Raw genomic sequence first — 14,226 nt, 5'->3', positions numbered from 1 at the left:
CGCAGCCGGGGATTCATCCATGCGCTTGTATCCGTCGTATCGGTCGCTTTGTGCCCTGCTGGGCGGCTCGGCCATGGCTCTGTGCGCTGCAGGGGGCGCCGCCCAGGCCCCTGCCGATGGCCCGCCGCGCACCAACGCCTTCAACGACCCTTTCGTTCAGGTGACCCATGCCATCGCCGAGTGCCCTGTGCCCGAGGGGCCGCTGTACACCGAGGCCGAGGTGCGCGAGCTAGCGCATGTGCGCTCCCAACATGGCGGCAGTTGTCATCGCGTGGGGCGCTGTCGCCTGCCCAACTCCTACCTGTACGACGCCGAGATCATCCCGCGAGTGCAGCGCTATATCCAGCAGGACGGCCGCTTTGACGACACCAGCGTGTGGGTGCTGGGCGAGCGGCGGCTGGTGACGCTCAAGGGATGCGTGCAGTCGCAGGCGCAGTCCGACTCGCTGGAGAAGGCAGTGTGGTTGGTGGACGATGTGATGGGGGTGATCAACCTGCTGCAGGTGGGGACGGATGCAGCGGCGGCGCGGTACCCGCTGGCCTTGCCGCAAAAGCCGTGACATGCGCGGCCAGTTGGCGGCGCGTATCCCAGGCGCAGTGATTGCGCGATGGTCCTGGCGCCAGCGATGAATCACCGGCACCACACCGCTTGCCAAGCGCTTGGGCTGGTGCGCGTCCTGCTGCATATTGCCGGTTCGTAACGCTTCATTGATGAGGGAGTTTTCATGCCATTCAAGTTTTCATTGCCAGCGGCAGCCACCCTGGCCCTGGCAGTCGTTGTTTCCCCCGCCGTGTCGGCCAAACCCTTCAAGTGGTCCGGCTCCAGTGACATCCAGACCATGGACATCCATTCGCAGAACAGCGCTCTGGGCAACGGCATCCATGCGGCGGTGTATGAGTCGCTGGTGATGTTCAACAGCCGCACGCTCAGGGTGGAGCCGCTGCTGGCCACGTCGTGGCAGCCGGTCAGCCCCACGCAGATGCGCTTCAAGCTGCGCCAGGGCGTGAAGTTCAGCGACGGCTCGCCCATGACGGCGGACGATGTGGTCTATTCGCTGCAGCGCGCGATGAGCAAGACCTCCACCTACGCCATCTACACCCAGGGCATGGACCGCATTGCCAAGGTGGATGGCGAGACCATCGACATCTTTCTGAAGAACCCCAACCCCGTGCTGCTCAACCAGCTGACCGAGCTGCGCGTGATGAGCAAGGCCTGGGCCGAGAAGAACAACGCAGTGGAGCCCAAGGACATCAAGGCGAAGGACGAAACCTATTCGCACCGCAATGCCATGGGCACCGGCCCGTTCGTGCTCAAGGAATGGGTGCCCGACCAGAAGATCGTGTTCGCTGCCAACCCGGGCTGGTGGAACGCGGGCAAGGCGGAAGGCAACGTGACCGAGATCACCTACCTGCCCATCAAGTCCGAGGCGACGCGCATTGCCGCGCTGCTGTCCGGCGAGGTGGACATGGTGCGCGACACCAGCATCCAGGACCTGGGCCGCATCAAGGCCAACCCGAACCTCAAGGTCATGGAGATGGTGGAGAACCGTACTGTGTACCTGGCCATGGACCAGTTCCGCGACGAGCTGCCCGGCAGCAACATCAAGGGCAAGAACCCGCTGAAGGACCTGCGTGTGCGCAAGGCGCTGTACCAGGCCATCGATGGCGCGACCCTGCAGCGCGTGACCATGCGCGGCATGTCCAAACCTACCGGCGCGATGGTGTCGCCCCTGGTCAACGGGTGGACCGACGCGGTGGACAAGCGTCTGCCCTACGACCCCAGTGCCGCCAAAGAGCTGCTGACGCAGGCCGGCTACAGCGATGGCTTTGAGGTGGACTTTGCCTGCAGCAACAACGCCATCGTGCAGGACGAGCAACTGTGCCAGGCGATCACCGCCATGTGGTCGCGCATCGGCGTCAAGGCCAAGCTGCGCACCATGCCCGCCGTGAGCTACTACCCCATGGCCCAGCGCCACGAGGCCAGCATCGCGCTGCTGAGCTGGGGCGTGCCCACGTTCGATGCGCTCTACACGCTGCAGTCGCTCACCCGCACCAAGACCACGGGCGGCGACGGCAACTACAACCTGGGCCGCTATAGCAACGAGCGCATGGACTACATCGTGGACCGCGTGAAGACCGAGACCGACCTGCCCGTGCGCAACCGCTTATTGACCGAAGGCCTGCAGCTGCAGAACGACACCGTGGCCCACATCCCCCTGCACAACCAGATGCTGGCCTGGGCCATGAAGAAAAACGTGGAGCTGGTGCAGCGGCCGGACAACCGCATCGACTGGCGGTTGATCAAGGTGAATTGAGTCGCTTCCTGAAGTACTGGTCAGCGCCTTGCCCACGGTGCATGTCTGCGTCAGCGCGCAGGTTGCAGCATGATGATCGCCATGCCCGCCAGCGCCACCAGCACGCCCGCCACATCCCATGGCGTGGGGCGGATCCCATCCACCGCCCACAGCCATACCAGTGCCACCCCGATATAGACCCCGCCGTAGGCCGCATACACGCGGCCTGCGCCAGCGGTGTCGTGCAGCGTCAAGAGCCAGGCAAACAGCGCCAGGCTCGCGGCAGCAGGCAACAGGAGCCACGCGGGCTTGCCTTGTTTGAGCCACAGCCAGGGCAGGTAGCAGCCCACAATTTCAGCGAGGGCCGTGGCGATGAAAAGCAGCAGGGTATTCAGCATGGTGCGGGGCCTTGTGCGGCACTGGGGTTCGGGGCATCCGAATGGGTGGCCAGCCACTGGCGCAGCGCCAGCTCGCCCTTGGGGGTGAAGTGCACCACGCGCGAGTCCTGAGCGCGGTGGGCCCATCCCCCGTCGAAGAGGCGCTGCAGCAGCGCCGCGCCCAGGGCGCCGCCCAGGTGGTGGCGGCGCTCGCTCCAGTCCAGGCAGGGGCGGCACACCATGCGCCGTTGCTGCCCCAGCATGGACGTGTCGATCCCCACGTGCGCAAACCATTGCGTGCCAGCGGGCGTGATGGCCGCCCCCTGGGGCGTGGCCTGCAGCATGCCCTGGCGTACCAGTGCTTCATAAAACTGCACGCCCACCTCGCCCGCCAAGTGGTCGTAGCACATGCGCACGCGGCGCAGCGCAGGCTCCCGAGGGCTGGCGCGCAGCCGCACGGCACCGGCGCGAAACGCCACGTTCATCAGCGACTCCAGCAAGTGCGCCACATCCCGGTCTGCCAGCCGGAAGTAGCGGTGCCGGCCCTGGCTCTCCACGGCGATCAGGCCCGCATCCAGCAGCTTGGCGAGGTGGGCGCTGATGGTCTGCTTGGTCACGCCTGCAATGTCGGCCAGCTCGGTGGCCGTGAGCGCGCGGTCCGCCATCAGGGCGGTGAGGACTTCGGCGCGTGCGCTGTCGCCGATGAGCGCGGCTATGCGCGCGATGTGGGGGCCGTCTTTCATGGTTCGATCTTGGGCGAACCATCGAGTGCCGTCAACCGCCTATCGTGAAGCCCTTGTCCACCAACCATTCCAGAGCTTCATGATCACCTGCTTTATCCGCTACCACATCGACCCCTTCCAGCGCGAGGCGTTTGCCGAATACGCGCGCCGCTGGGGCCAGATCATTCCCCGCTGCGGCGGCCATTTGCTGGGCTACTTCCTGCCGCACGAAGGCAGCAACTACGAGGCCTGGGGTTTGATCGGCTTTGACTCGCTGGCCGCCTACGAGGCCTACCGCGCCCGCCTGCGCGCCGACCCCGAAGGCCGTGCCAACTTTGCGCTGGCGCAGGAAAAGTGCTTCATCCTGCGCGAGGAGCGCACGTTCACGCAGGGGGTGGAAGGCACATTGGGCTTGCCCGCCCACCGCCAGGAGCCTGCTGCATGATGGCCGTGATCTTTGAAGTTCAACCAGCGCCCGGCCAGCAGGACGCCTACCTTCAAGCGGCTGCAGCGCTGCGTCCGCTGCTGGAGCAAGTGGATGGCTTCATTTCCATTGAGCGCTTTCATAGTCTGACCGAGCCAGGCCGTTTGCTGTCGCTGTCCTTTTGGCGCGACGAGGAAGCCGTGGCCCGTTGGCGGCAGATGGAAGCCCACCGCCACACCCAGCGGCTGGGCCGCGCCAGCATTTTCCGTGACTACCGTTTGCGCGTGGCCGATGTGGTACGGGACTACGGCATGCACGACCGGGAAGAAGCGCCGCTGGATTCGCGCGCCACGCTGGAAACTGGCATACCGTAAGCCTTTGCATTCAGCCGAAAGTACATGAATCGCTTGGTGATCTTCACGTTAGCGCACCGCACTCGTCCAGCAGCGGCCGGCCGGGTGACCGGCGCAACTCCATGCCCGCTTTTGCGCTTTCTAGATGCGCGGGCGCATCTTCTCAGTCACTCTGCGTTCTGATCTCATGACCGCCTTGGCTGGCCATGCTGAAAAAGGGCAACAAACGAACGACGGTGTTCACCAGGGACTTGTTGGCGCTACCGCCGTTGATAGCCAGCAGCGCGATCAGTTCATGCAACAGTGCGCTGGCTTGTGCGGACGAGATACGGGGATCGTCGTAGTACGCCCCCCATAGCGCTGAAAGTGCCGGGAACTGAGGAGCGTTGGCCTGGGCCAGCGCAAAGATGAACTCTTCCTGGTGCTGGATGGCTTCGTGCTGGTCGTTGGCGTACATGTCAAATGGCATAGGCTTTTTGTGCACTGTGAAAACACGCTCGCATGGCCGCAACACACGTCGGGGGCCGGGGCGTGGTGCTATGCACGCGCAGGCTCGGTAGCCATGTGCGCGTCGATTTCTTTGGCAATGCGCCCCAGGGCCAACCACACCGTACGGTCGCGTTGGTAAGGCATGGCGCCGGTCACCGGGATACTGGTTTGGTCAAGCCCGGAAAGTATGTTCTTTCTTTCGTCCTTGGGAAGAATGGCGACGTGTTGATAGGGTTGATAAGAGGTCTTTGAAAGCACCAGCGTCGCATCGCTCTCGGTAATCTGTGCGGGCATCTCTGATGGCGAGGCAAAGCGCTGGCCGAGGACCGAAAAGACGGGATCCACGCTGTTCTCCAGCTCCGCAAACCCCACCAGCACCAGCAGGGCCGAGCCTCCCAGGGGCAGGTCCAAAGAGAAAACCGTTCCCACAGGGGCTGTGGTCCGGATCTTCTTTGGCTGTGGTGGTGAAATCTGGATCGGCTTTTCAGGCGGTTGGGGCGTGTGGAGGCGGGCCTCCAGTGCCTGGAGGGTTTTGCGGCGCGACGCGACGTCGTCAGGTGCGTCCCGCTCCCACACATCAATATCGCCACCCGCCTGCAGCAGCGAAAGGGCTTTGTCTTTCAGTGCCTGATCCAGTCGCCCATAGCGCCATGCGGTGTCGGCCAGGGCGAGGTACACAAGGCGGGCGATTTCCGTATTGGCGAGCAGATCGCCGTACCGGGCCAGGATCTTCTGGCAAGCCTCCTCAGCGGAGAGCCCGTGCTTCAAGTGCTGGACATAGTCGTCGCGAACATCACAGCTTGTGTCGTTGGCAAAGAGACCCGCTCCCCAAGCACCCACGTTGACCTCTCTTGTTGTTCATTTATGGGTACGGAGATGCACCCGGTGGCACCCCCGCCATCATTTTCGCGGCTCGATCGGCCAAGGGTCTCTGCCGTCCCGGGGGACGGCCCCATGCCCTCACATTGCAAAAATCTTGCCGGGGTTCAGGATGTTCTTCGGGTCCAGCGCCCGCTTGATGGCGCGCATCATGTCCACCGCGCCGGTGCCGGTCTCGTCCAGCAAAAAGCCCATCTTGTGGACGCCCACGCCATGTTCACCGGTGCACGTTCCGCCCATGGAGAGTGCCCTGGCAACCAGGGTGTGGTTCATGGCTTCGGCCTTGGTGCGTTCTTCGGCGCTGTTGGGGTCGATGAGGTAGCCGAAATGGAAGTTGCCGTCGCCCACGTGGCCGACGAGGAAGTAGGGGATGCCGCTGGCTTCGACCTCATCCACCGATTCGAGCAGGCAGTCGGCCAGGCGGCTGATGGGCACGCAGGTGTCGGTGCTGATGGCGCGGCAGCCGGGGCGGCTTTGCACGGCGGCGAAGTAGGCGTTGTGCCGGGCCGTCCACAGGCGGGTGCGTTCTTCGGGCGTGCTGGCCCATTCGAAGGCCTGGCCGCCGAATTCGCTGGCAATGTCCTGCACCATCTCGGCCTGCTCCTTCACGCTGGCGGGTGAGCCGTGGAACTCCATGAGCAGCATGGGTTCTTCGCGCAGATTGAGCTTGCTGTGTGCGTTCACCATGCGCACCGTGTGGTGGTCGATGAGTTCCACGCGCGCAATCGGCACGCCGATCTGGATGGTCTGGATGGTGGTGCGCACTGCGGCTTCGATGCTGGGGAAGGAGCAGATGGCGGCGCTCACCGCTTCGGGCAGCGGGTACAGGCGCACGGTGATCTCGGTCATGATGCCCAGCGTGCCTTCGCTGCCCACCATGAGGCGCGTGAGGTCGTAGCCCGCGCTGCTCTTTTTGGCGCGCGTGCCGGTGTGGATGACTTCGCCGCTGGCCGTCACCACCTCCAGCGCCAGCACGTTCTCGCGCATGGTGCCGTAGCGCACGGCGTTGGTGCCGCTGGCGCGCGTGGCGCACATGCCGCCAATGCTCGCATCAGCGCCGGGGTCGATGGGGAAGAACAGGCCGGTGTCCTTGATGGCCTCGTTCAAGGCCTTGCGCGTGATGCCGGGCTGCACCGTCACTGTGAGGTCTTCGGCGTTGATGCTGAGCACCTGGTTCATGCGGCTCACGTCGATGCTGATGCCGCCCTGCACGGCCAGCAGGTGGCCTTCGAGCGACGAGCCCGCGCCGTAGGGGATCACAGGCACTTCGTACTGGCTGGCCAGCTTCACCGCATCGGCCACGTCCTGCGTGCTTTCGGCAAACACTACGGCGCTGGGCGGCGGGGCCTGCAACGAGCCCTCGTCGCGCCCGTGCTGCTCGCGCACGGCCTGGGCCAGCGAGCACTGCGCGCCAAAGCGGGCCTGCAGCGCCTCGATGAGGGCCTGGGGCACGTCGCGCAGCTTGATTTCGGGCAGCAGGTGGGCGGCAGCGGTGGGGGCGTTCATGGTGTGTGTCTCCGGTGGGTGCGGTCAGTGAGAAGCATTCTAGGTTCGGCACCGCGGCCGGGCCCTGGGTGATCCAACTTGGGCCTGTGCGGGGATGCGGGTATTCACGGGCTTGTTGGTCGGCGCCTGCATAAATACATTACGTTCGAAATGTATATTGTGAAAGCGCTATGAACCACCGTGTTTCCCCCAAGGCCGGGGTGCGCCGCACCCATGCCGAGCGCAGCGCCGCCACCCGCCAGCACCTGATCGCCACGGCCATCGACGTGATCCAGCACCGCAGCCTGGAGGAGATGTCCATCCACGAGCTGGCCAAGTCAGCGGGCATGACCTCGGGCGCGGTGCAGCACCACTTCGAGTCGAAGGCGGTGCTGATGATGAATGTGCTGAGCGAGCTGATCGAGTCCACCGTGCGCTCGGGCGAACTCTGGCCCAGCGCGGCGCTGCCCGCGCGCGAACGGGGCGCGAAGTTTGTGCAGGCGGTGTGGGGCCTGGTCTATGCGCAGCCGCGCTTCATCGTGGCCTGGAACATCTACCTGGGCTGCCGCAACCAGCCCGAGGTGCTGGGCCACATTGCCGAGCTGCGCCAGAGCGTGCAGGCGCGCATGCATGAAGGCTTTTTTGAAGCCTTCCCCGAGCTGGCGGCAGAACCCGACCGCGACGGCCTGCTGGGCCTGGTGCTGTCGTCGCTGCGCGGGCTGGGGCTGCTGCAGCTGTTTGCGCCCGCCCAGCCCACCGTGCCTGATGCCGCACAGCAGGCGCAGCTGGCCTGCCTGGCCGACTGGATTGCCGCCCGGTGCGAAGCCGCTGCGCCCATCAAGGCGCGCACTCGTCGCCGCTGATCCCCCCCTCTTTGTCTGCCCGTGGGGTGTGCGGCATGTACCACCTGCATGCCGCGCCAAGCGGGCATCCCTCGCAGCAAACATTAACAGGAGACACACCATGACCTCAGCCTCTACGCGCGCTCCGCGCTTCCTCGCGCTCGCCGCTCTGGCCTGCGCGGCTGGAAGCGCCCTGGCACAGCAGCCTGCGGCCTACCCGGCCAAGCCCATCCAGCTCATCGCCCAGCAGCCGCCCGGCAGTGGCTCGGACGCGATGACGCGCGTGTGGGCTGATTGCGCCGCGCGCGAGCTGGGCCAGCCCGTGGTGGTGCAGAACAAGCCCGGGGCCAACGGCATCCTGGCCGTCAACTACCTGAAGGCCCAGCCGGCCGATGGCTACAACCTGCTGAGCATCGGCATGTCGCAGATGACCATCACGCCCTACGTCTACAAGCAGCAGCCTTACGATCCGCTGCGCGACTTTGATGGCGTGGCGGTGCTGGGCACATCGCCGCTGGTGCTGGCCGTGCCAGCGGGGCAGGGCATTGCCAGCTTGGCGGATCTGCAGAAGCTGGCGCGCTCCACGCCGGGCGGTATCAACTTCGGTTCGCCGGGCAAGGGCAGCCCAGCGCACCTGCTGACCTCTGCGCTCATCGAAAAGCTGGGCGTGCCTGGCACCCATGTGCCCTTTGTGGGCGAGGGCGCGGGCCTCACCGCGCTCATGGGCCAGCAGATCCATGCGATGACGCTGGTGATTGGCACGGCGGCCGCGCAGGTCAAGGCGGGCAAGCTGGTGCCGCTGGCGCTGTTTGGTGCGCAGCGCTCGCCCTTGCTGCCCGATGTGCCCACCATCGCCGAGGCCCTGCCCGCCGCCAGCGACCTGGCGCGGCCCGCGTGGATTGCCGTGGTGGCCAAGGCAGGCACGCCGCCCGAGCTGCTGAACCGGCTCAATGCCGCCACAGAGAAATGCCGGGGCGGCGATGCGCAGTACAAGTCCCGCCTCGAAGCCATGAACGTCACGCTCACCGCTACCGCACCGGCCGATGCACGCGCCTGGGCGGCGCGCGATGCGGCCGTGTGGCGCCCACTGATCGACAAGCTGGGACTGGCCACCGAATGACGGTGGGCACTGCAGAGCCCCGGGTCACGTTGACCCACGGCGGGCAGCTGCGCGGCCTGTGGGAGGAGGGCGTACGTGTCTTCCGTGGCATGCCCTACGCGCAGGCGCCACGCGGCGCGCTGCGGTTTGCGGCGCCGGTGCCTGCCTCGCCATGGTCCGGTGTGCGCGATGCCACTGCGTTCGCGCCCATGGCGCCGCAGCTGCCCCGCGCCGCGCGTGCCGCTGCGCCCATGCTGGGGGGCGACGACTGCCTGGCCGTCAACGTGTGGGCGCCGCCCGCTGAACCTGGCGCGCATATGCCCGTGATGGTGTGGGTGCATGGCGGCGGCTTCTTTTGCGGTGCGGCCAGCGAGCCCCTGTACGACGGCGCGGCGCTGGCGCGGCGGGGCGTGGTGTTGGTGTCGGTGCAGTACCGGCTGGGCATAGACGGTTTTTTGCACTTCGACGGCGAGGAGCAGGCTGCGCCTGCCAATCGCGGCCTGCTGGACTTGATGTTGGCACTGCAGTGGGTGCGGGACCATATCCACGCCTGGGGCGGCGATGCAGCGCGCACAACCGTGTTCGGCCAGTCGGCCGGTGCCGGGGCCCTGGCCTGCCTGATGGGCATGCCCGCGTCGCGCGGGTTGTTCCAGCGCGTCATTCTGCAAAGCCCCAGCGTGGCCTGCCAGACCTTGGAGGAAGCCGCCGCCGCGCGCCGCGCCGTAGCCACGCTGGCCGGGGTGGAGACCACCCTGACTGCATTGGAAGGAGCGCCGCAGACCGCCGTGCTGCACGCCGTGCACCGGCTGGCGTCCGAGCCTGCGCTGCGGCAGCAGCACGGGCTGGGCGGGCGCAACTTCTTTCCCCTGCGGCCCGTGGTCGATGGCCAGGTGCTCACCGCGCCGCCGCTGGAGGCGCTGGCGCAGCAGTGGGCGGCCCAGTCGCCCGACCTGCAGGTGCTGGTGGGCAGCAACGCGCAGGAGATGCGCCTGTACCACGTGCCCGGCGGCGCCATCGACCGGGTGACGGAGGCGCAGGTCCATGCCTTTGCGCAGGACGTGGGCTTGACCACCGATGCCGCAGAAGCGCTGCGCCACATGCTGCCGCCCGCGCAGCAGACGCACGGGGAGTGGCTGTGCGCGCTGCAGTCCGACTACTACTACCGCGTGCCCGCTCAGCGCATTGCCGCGCTGGCCAGCCGCTGGGCCCGCAGCGCCTATGGCTATGAGTTCACCTGGCCCTCGCCGCAGTGGCGCGGGCGCTTGGGCGCAGCGCACGGTGTGGAGCTGCCATTTGTGTTCGGCAATCTTCACACGCCCACGGGGCAGGAGCTGGCAGGGCCCGCGCCGCCCGCTGCGTTGTCCGAGGCGCTTCAGCAGCGCTGGGTGGCGTTTGCGCGGGATGGCCACCCTGGATGGGCGCCGTATGCCGGCGCACAGCCGCCGGTCGAGTATGTGGGCGAGACACTGTTCTGTGCGCCCCACACGCAGCCTGAGCGGTTCGCGCTGTGGGAGGGCGTGCTGTAGCGATCCGCTCACTGGGATCCCTCGCCAGGGGGTACCACAGCAGCAGCTGGCTCGCTACACTGGGCCGGCGCTTGTGCGCGACCAACCAACTACAGAGAGAGGGATTGCCATGGCTTCAGCCAGTGTGGGAGATTGCCTGTCGGGTGCCTGGGGCACCTTTAAGAAAAACGTCCTCACCCATGTGGTGTGCACCTTGCTGGTGATGGTGGTCGCCGGCATCAGCGCGGGCCTGTTGGCCGGGCCCATGATGGTGGGCTACATGCGCATGATCGAACGGGAGACGCGCGGCGAAGCGGTGCAGATCGGCGACGTCTTTCGGGGCTTTGACGACTTTGTGCCCGCCTTTGTGGCGGGGCTCATCAGCTCGCTGGTCGTGTCGCTGGGCTTCATGCTGTGCTTCATCCCTGGCCTGCTGGTCATGGCGCTGCCCCCGGTGGCGTTGTTTCTGGTGGCGCGCGGTGAGCGCGACGGTGTGGCCGCCTTCAGCCAGGCCTGGAGCATTGTGACCAAGAACCTGGGCTCGGCGTTTTTCTGCTCGCTGGTGCTGGGCATTGTGGGCTCGCTGGGTTTTCTGCTGTGTTGGGTGGGTGCGCTGCTGACGCTACCGCTGTCCACCATCGGCTCGTACTACATGGCACGCCAATTGGTGGGCGATGAACCGGTCGCACTGCCTCCCCTCTAACCCCGGACCCGCCGTGGTGCCGGTGGGCGGCACGCCCGCCTGGCAGCCGCTGGATAGGAGCGCGCGGCGGCTGCGGCTGATGTTCGGCCTGGGCTGGCCGCTGGCCATGGCCGCCACACCCTGGTGGCTGGGGCAGGGCGGGCCGGGTCTGGGTTGCGGGTTTCGCGCGCTGACGGGCATGCCCTGCCCGCTGTGCGGCGGCACGCATGCGTGCGCAGCCTTGGTGCAAGGCGATTGGGCGGCCGCCTGGGCTGCCAACCCGGGCGCGCTGGTGCTGCTGCTGTGGCTGGTGCTGCTGGCGGGCCAGGCGGTGGTTGAAGGCGCCCAGGGCCGCCGCCGCGTGGCGCGCTGGCATTGGTGGCACCCAGCGGTGTTGGCCGCAGTGGGCGGCGGGCTGGTGCTGTCCTGGGTCTTGCGCCTGACCGGACTCGTATAACGGCTTGCTGGGCCCGGAGGGGCTTTGTTGCTTCCCTACAGGCAAAAGCGATAGCTTTCTGCAGCCGTTAGGGCGCAGTGAGCGGCCCGCCGGCGCCGTGGGCTGCACCACATCCATGCACCAGCATCCCCTTGGGTCAAATTAGCGCAGCCCCGCGCATCGTTGCGGGGCAGACTGCCCCATGGTGCACAGCCTCCGTGCGCCAGGCTGGTGCATTGAGCTTGTATACCAGTTGGCACGGAACCTGCGATACCGCAGGCAATGACCACCGCCACCGAGATCAGCAACCGCATCATCGAAGCCGTGATGGCGCAAAAGCTCGCGCCCGGCTCGCGCCTCGGCGAGCAGCAGCTGGCCATGCTGTTCGACTGCAGCCGCACCATCGTGCGCGAGGCGCTCACGCGGCTGGCCACACGCGGCATCGTCACCGTCAGCGCCCGGCGCGGCTGGTATGTGATCGAGCCCTCGCAGGACGAAGCGCGCGAGGCCTTCGAGGCGCGCCGCGTGATCGAACTGGGTTTGCTGCACCAGCTCAAGGTGGTGGACAAGGCGGCACTGCGCCAGCTCAAAAGCCACCTGCAGCGCGAAAAAGCCGCGCTGGCCGGCACCGATGTGGGCATGCGCAGCTTTTTGCTGGGCGACTTTCATGTGTGCCTGGCCGAATGCCTGGGCAACAGCCTGCTGGCCGACACGCTGCGTGACTTCACGGCGCGCACCACGCTCATCGCCATGCTCTACCAATCATCGCACGATGCGGCGCAGAGCTGCGCCGACCATGTGCGCATCGTCGAGGCGCTGGAGGCGGGCGACATTGCCCGCGCCGAGGCACTCATGTCCGAGCACATCGGCACCGTGCAGTCGGCCCTGCGTCTGCAGGCCAGCAGCGACCCGCTGGCCGGGCTGCGCGACGCGCTGGCACCAGTGAGCAAGAGCCCTGCACCAGCCACCCCACCAGCCCGCGCGCGCAAGCCCCGCGCCGCCAAGAGTTCCTCCTCCCCAGCGTCTGACCCAGACGCACACGCCGACGCATCCACCTACCTAGGAGCCCTGCTATGACCACCGTCCGCACCGTCACCTCGTCCACCCGCCGCCTGACCCTGGGCGTGCTCGCCGCCAGCGGCCTTGCAGCAGCGCTGATGGCGCCCGCCGCCCACGCGCAGAACGCGCTGGACAACATCCTCAAGGCCAAGGAAATCAAGATCGCCATCCCCACCGACTACCCGCCCTACGGCTTTGTGGGCACCGACCTCAAGCCCCAGGGCCTGGACGTGGAGATGGCCAACTACATCGGCGCCAAGCTGGGTGTGAAGGTCGAACTCATCCCCGTGACCAGCGCCAACCGCATCCCGTACCTGCAGACCCAGAAGGCCGACCTGGTGATCTCCACGCTGGGCAAGAACCCCGAGCGCGAGAAGGTGATCGACTTCACTGCCGCCTACGCACCGTTCTTCCAGGCCGTGTTTGCGAGCAAGAGCCTGAACATCAAGAGCTTTGCCGACCTGGCGGGCAAGACGGTAGCCGTGACGCGCGGCGCGATGGAAGACCAGGAGCTGGCCAAGGTCGCGCCCCCCGGTGTGGACGTGAAGCGCTTTGAAGACCACGCCGCCAGCATTGCGGCCTTTGTGTCGGGCCAGACGCAGGCCATTGCGACCAGTGCATCGACGGCGGGCACCATCATGGTCAAGAACCCCAACCTGCAGACCGAATACAAGCTGCTGCTCAAGGACAGCCCCAACTTCATCGGCGTGGCCAAGGGCGAAGACAAGCTGCGCCTGCGCGTGAACGAAATCATTGCCGAGGCGCGCAAGTCGGGTGACATCGACAAGCTGTCGAACAAGTGGCTGGGCCGCCCTGCGGGCGACCTGCCCCTGTGATGCGGCGCACCGGATGAACTGCTGAAACCCAAGGGCCTGTGGCGCGACAAGCGGCGCAGGGCACAAGCATGCTGATTGCGCTCGATTTTTCTGCCGTCCTTGCGTCGTGGCCGCTGCTGGTGCGCGGCGTGGTCTGGACCATGGGCCTCACCATTGTGGGCACCGTGCTGGGCCTGCTGCTGGGCACAGCCTGCGCCTGGGCGCGGGCGCGCAACCTGGGGCACCGGCCTGCGCCGTTGCGCTGGGCCGTGGCCAGCTATGTGGAGCTGGTGCGCAACACGCCCTTCATCGTGCAGCTGTTCTTCCTGTTCTTTGGCCTGCCCGCGCTGGGGCTCAAGCTCTCGCCCGAGTTCGCGTCGATGCTGGCCATGGTGATCAACCTGGGCGCGTATTCGGCCGAGATCATCCGCGCGGGCATCGAGGCCACGCCCCGTGGCCAGATCGAAGCCGCACACGGCCTGGCGCTCACGCCGGGCCAGACCTTCCGGCGTGTGGTGCTGCCGCCCGCGCTGCAAAAGGTGTGGCCCGCGATGGTCAGCCAGATCATCATCGTGATGCTGGGCTCGGCCGTGTGTGGGCAGATCTCCACGCCCGAGCTGAGCTACGCCGCCAACCTGATCTCCAGCAACACCTTCCGCGCTTTCGAGGCCTTCATCCTGGCCACTGCCGTGTACCTGGTGCTGTCCATGCTCACCCGCCGCCTGCTGATGTGGGTGGGCGCCCGATTCTTGGTGGGGAGGTAAAT

General features: G+C 66.6%; 17 protein-coding genes. 12 read left to right on the top strand and 5 right to left on the bottom strand.

Translation table 11 applies throughout. From position 1 onward, the window contains the following. Positions 1-19: 19 nt before the first annotated feature. Both ACT531_RS03640 and ACT531_RS03635 read left to right on the top strand, forming a co-directional pair. Entirely contained in the window at positions 20-559 is a 540-nt protein-coding gene (locus ACT531_RS03640; protein ID WP_476016500.1) for a BON domain-containing protein, read from the top strand. 165 nt (positions 560-724) lie between these two features. Continuing rightward, positions 725-2,314 (top strand): ABC transporter substrate-binding protein, encoded by a 1,590-nt coding sequence (locus tag ACT531_RS03635; RefSeq protein WP_476016499.1) that lies wholly within the window; start codon positions 725-727, stop codon positions 2,312-2,314. A 50-nt stretch (positions 2,315-2,364) separates the two neighbouring features. On the opposite strand, the gene ACT531_RS03630 is transcribed toward ACT531_RS03635, so the two are convergent. Both ACT531_RS03630 and ACT531_RS03625 read right to left on the bottom strand, forming a co-directional pair. Beyond that, on the bottom strand, positions 2,365-2,691 hold the full coding sequence (locus ACT531_RS03630; RefSeq protein WP_209816647.1) for a YnfA family protein: 327 nt from the start codon (positions 2,689-2,691) through the stop codon (positions 2,365-2,367). Next, positions 2,685-3,413 (bottom strand): ArsR/SmtB family transcription factor, encoded by a 729-nt coding sequence (locus tag ACT531_RS03625; protein WP_476016498.1) that lies wholly within the window; start codon positions 3,411-3,413, stop codon positions 2,685-2,687. Before ACT531_RS03625 ends, ACT531_RS03630 begins: the two co-directional genes overlap by 7 nt. A 79-nt stretch (positions 3,414-3,492) precedes the next feature. On the opposite strand from ACT531_RS03625, the gene ACT531_RS03620 reads away from it, so the two are divergent. Both ACT531_RS03620 and ACT531_RS03615 read left to right on the top strand, forming a co-directional pair. Next, positions 3,493-3,837 carry an NIPSNAP family protein gene (locus ACT531_RS03620; RefSeq protein WP_476016497.1) on the top strand — a complete coding sequence of 115 codons (345 nt, stop codon included), beginning with the start codon at positions 3,493-3,495 and terminating at the stop codon, positions 3,835-3,837. Further along, on the top strand, positions 3,834-4,190 hold the full coding sequence (locus ACT531_RS03615) for an antibiotic biosynthesis monooxygenase family protein (protein ID WP_476016496.1): 357 nt from the start codon (positions 3,834-3,836) through the stop codon (positions 4,188-4,190). Before ACT531_RS03620 ends, ACT531_RS03615 begins: the two co-directional genes overlap by 4 nt. A gap of 142 nt (positions 4,191-4,332) precedes the next feature. Here the strand turns inward: ACT531_RS03615 and ACT531_RS03610 are convergent, their stop codons facing one another. The 3 genes from ACT531_RS03610 to ACT531_RS03600 all read right to left on the bottom strand — a co-directional run bounded on the left by ACT531_RS03610 (position 4,333) and on the right by ACT531_RS03600 (position 7,043). Further along, on the bottom strand, positions 4,333-4,626 hold the full coding sequence (locus tag ACT531_RS03610) for a hypothetical protein (protein ID WP_476016495.1): 294 nt from the start codon (positions 4,624-4,626) through the stop codon (positions 4,333-4,335). Positions 4,627-4,706: 80 nt separating this feature from the next. Next, entirely contained in the window at positions 4,707-5,498 is a 792-nt protein-coding gene (locus ACT531_RS03605; protein ID WP_476016494.1) for a hypothetical protein, read from the bottom strand. A 120-nt stretch (positions 5,499-5,618) separates the two neighbouring features. Beyond that, positions 5,619-7,043: an FAD-binding oxidoreductase gene (locus ACT531_RS03600; protein ID WP_476016493.1), complete on the bottom strand. Its 1,425-nt coding sequence runs from the start codon at positions 7,041-7,043 to the stop codon at positions 5,619-5,621. A 170-nt stretch (positions 7,044-7,213) separates the two neighbouring features. On the opposite strand from ACT531_RS03600, the gene ACT531_RS03595 reads away from it, so the two are divergent. From ACT531_RS03595 to ACT531_RS03560, 8 genes are all read left to right on the top strand, one after another. Beyond that, on the top strand, positions 7,214-7,885 hold the full coding sequence (locus tag ACT531_RS03595) for a TetR/AcrR family transcriptional regulator (RefSeq protein ID WP_476016492.1): 672 nt from the start codon (positions 7,214-7,216) through the stop codon (positions 7,883-7,885). A gap of 100 nt (positions 7,886-7,985) precedes the next feature. Next, complete coding sequence (locus tag ACT531_RS03590) at positions 7,986-8,984, top strand: Bug family tripartite tricarboxylate transporter substrate binding protein (RefSeq protein WP_476016491.1); 999 nt, start codon at positions 7,986-7,988, stop codon at positions 8,982-8,984. Further along, positions 8,981-10,489 carry a carboxylesterase/lipase family protein gene (locus ACT531_RS03585; RefSeq protein WP_476016490.1) on the top strand — a complete coding sequence of 503 codons (1,509 nt, stop codon included), beginning with the start codon at positions 8,981-8,983 and terminating at the stop codon, positions 10,487-10,489. The genes ACT531_RS03590 and ACT531_RS03585 overlap by 4 nt, the downstream gene beginning before the upstream one ends. A gap of 109 nt (positions 10,490-10,598) precedes the next feature. Next, the gene (locus ACT531_RS03580; protein WP_343734137.1) at positions 10,599-11,171 is read left to right on the top strand and encodes a hypothetical protein; all 573 of its coding nucleotides are present in this window, start codon (positions 10,599-10,601) and stop codon (positions 11,169-11,171) included. Between the two features lie 13 nt (positions 11,172-11,184). Further along, on the top strand, positions 11,185-11,607 hold the full coding sequence (locus ACT531_RS03575; protein WP_476016489.1) for a DUF2752 domain-containing protein: 423 nt from the start codon (positions 11,185-11,187) through the stop codon (positions 11,605-11,607). A 261-nt stretch (positions 11,608-11,868) separates the two neighbouring features. Beyond that, positions 11,869-12,663: a GntR family transcriptional regulator gene (locus tag ACT531_RS03570; RefSeq protein WP_060987010.1), complete on the top strand. Its 795-nt coding sequence runs from the start codon at positions 11,869-11,871 to the stop codon at positions 12,661-12,663. After that, entirely contained in the window at positions 12,660-13,481 is an 822-nt protein-coding gene (locus ACT531_RS03565; RefSeq protein WP_476016488.1) for a transporter substrate-binding domain-containing protein, read from the top strand. Before ACT531_RS03570 ends, ACT531_RS03565 begins: the two co-directional genes overlap by 4 nt. A 68-nt stretch (positions 13,482-13,549) precedes the next feature. Further along, on the top strand, positions 13,550-14,224 hold the full coding sequence (locus ACT531_RS03560; RefSeq protein ID WP_476016487.1) for an amino acid ABC transporter permease: 675 nt from the start codon (positions 13,550-13,552) through the stop codon (positions 14,222-14,224). The last annotated feature ends 2 nt before the right edge of the window (positions 14,225-14,226 follow it).

Source organism: Acidovorax sp. DMC1 (genome assembly GCF_056314325.1).
This window is presented reverse-complemented; position numbering and strand designations above follow the sequence as displayed.

Bases quoted from the DNA above. Each gene is read 5' to 3' on its own strand.
- ACT531_RS03570 (WP_060987010.1), top strand. From the start codon at position 11,869: ATGACCACCGCCACCGAGATCAGCAACCGCATCATCGAAGCCGTGATG.
- ACT531_RS03580 (WP_343734137.1), top strand. From the start codon at position 10,599: ATGGCTTCAGCCAGTGTGGGAGATTGCCTGTCGGGTGCCTGGGGCACC.
- ACT531_RS03585 (WP_476016490.1), top strand. From the start codon at position 8,981: ATGACGGTGGGCACTGCAGAGCCCCGGGTCACGTTGACCCACGGCGGG.
- ACT531_RS03560 (WP_476016487.1), top strand. From the start codon at position 13,550: ATGCTGATTGCGCTCGATTTTTCTGCCGTCCTTGCGTCGTGGCCGCTG.
- ACT531_RS03610 (WP_476016495.1), bottom strand. From the start codon at position 4,626: ATGTACGCCAACGACCAGCACGAAGCCATCCAGCACCAGGAAGAGTTC.
- ACT531_RS03590 (WP_476016491.1), top strand. From the start codon at position 7,986: ATGACCTCAGCCTCTACGCGCGCTCCGCGCTTCCTCGCGCTCGCCGCT.
- ACT531_RS03625 (WP_476016498.1), bottom strand. From the start codon at position 3,413: ATGAAAGACGGCCCCCACATCGCGCGCATAGCCGCGCTCATCGGCGAC.
- ACT531_RS03630 (WP_209816647.1), bottom strand. From the start codon at position 2,691: ATGCTGAATACCCTGCTGCTTTTCATCGCCACGGCCCTCGCTGAAATT.
- ACT531_RS03620 (WP_476016497.1), top strand. From the start codon at position 3,493: ATGATCACCTGCTTTATCCGCTACCACATCGACCCCTTCCAGCGCGAG.
- ACT531_RS03635 (WP_476016499.1), top strand. From the start codon at position 725: ATGCCATTCAAGTTTTCATTGCCAGCGGCAGCCACCCTGGCCCTGGCA.
- ACT531_RS03640 (WP_476016500.1), top strand. From the start codon at position 20: ATGCGCTTGTATCCGTCGTATCGGTCGCTTTGTGCCCTGCTGGGCGGC.
- ACT531_RS03565 (WP_476016488.1), top strand. From the start codon at position 12,660: ATGACCACCGTCCGCACCGTCACCTCGTCCACCCGCCGCCTGACCCTG.
- ACT531_RS03600 (WP_476016493.1), bottom strand. From the start codon at position 7,043: ATGAACGCCCCCACCGCTGCCGCCCACCTGCTGCCCGAAATCAAGCTG.
- ACT531_RS03595 (WP_476016492.1), top strand. From the start codon at position 7,214: ATGAACCACCGTGTTTCCCCCAAGGCCGGGGTGCGCCGCACCCATGCC.
- ACT531_RS03615 (WP_476016496.1), top strand. From the start codon at position 3,834: ATGATGGCCGTGATCTTTGAAGTTCAACCAGCGCCCGGCCAGCAGGAC.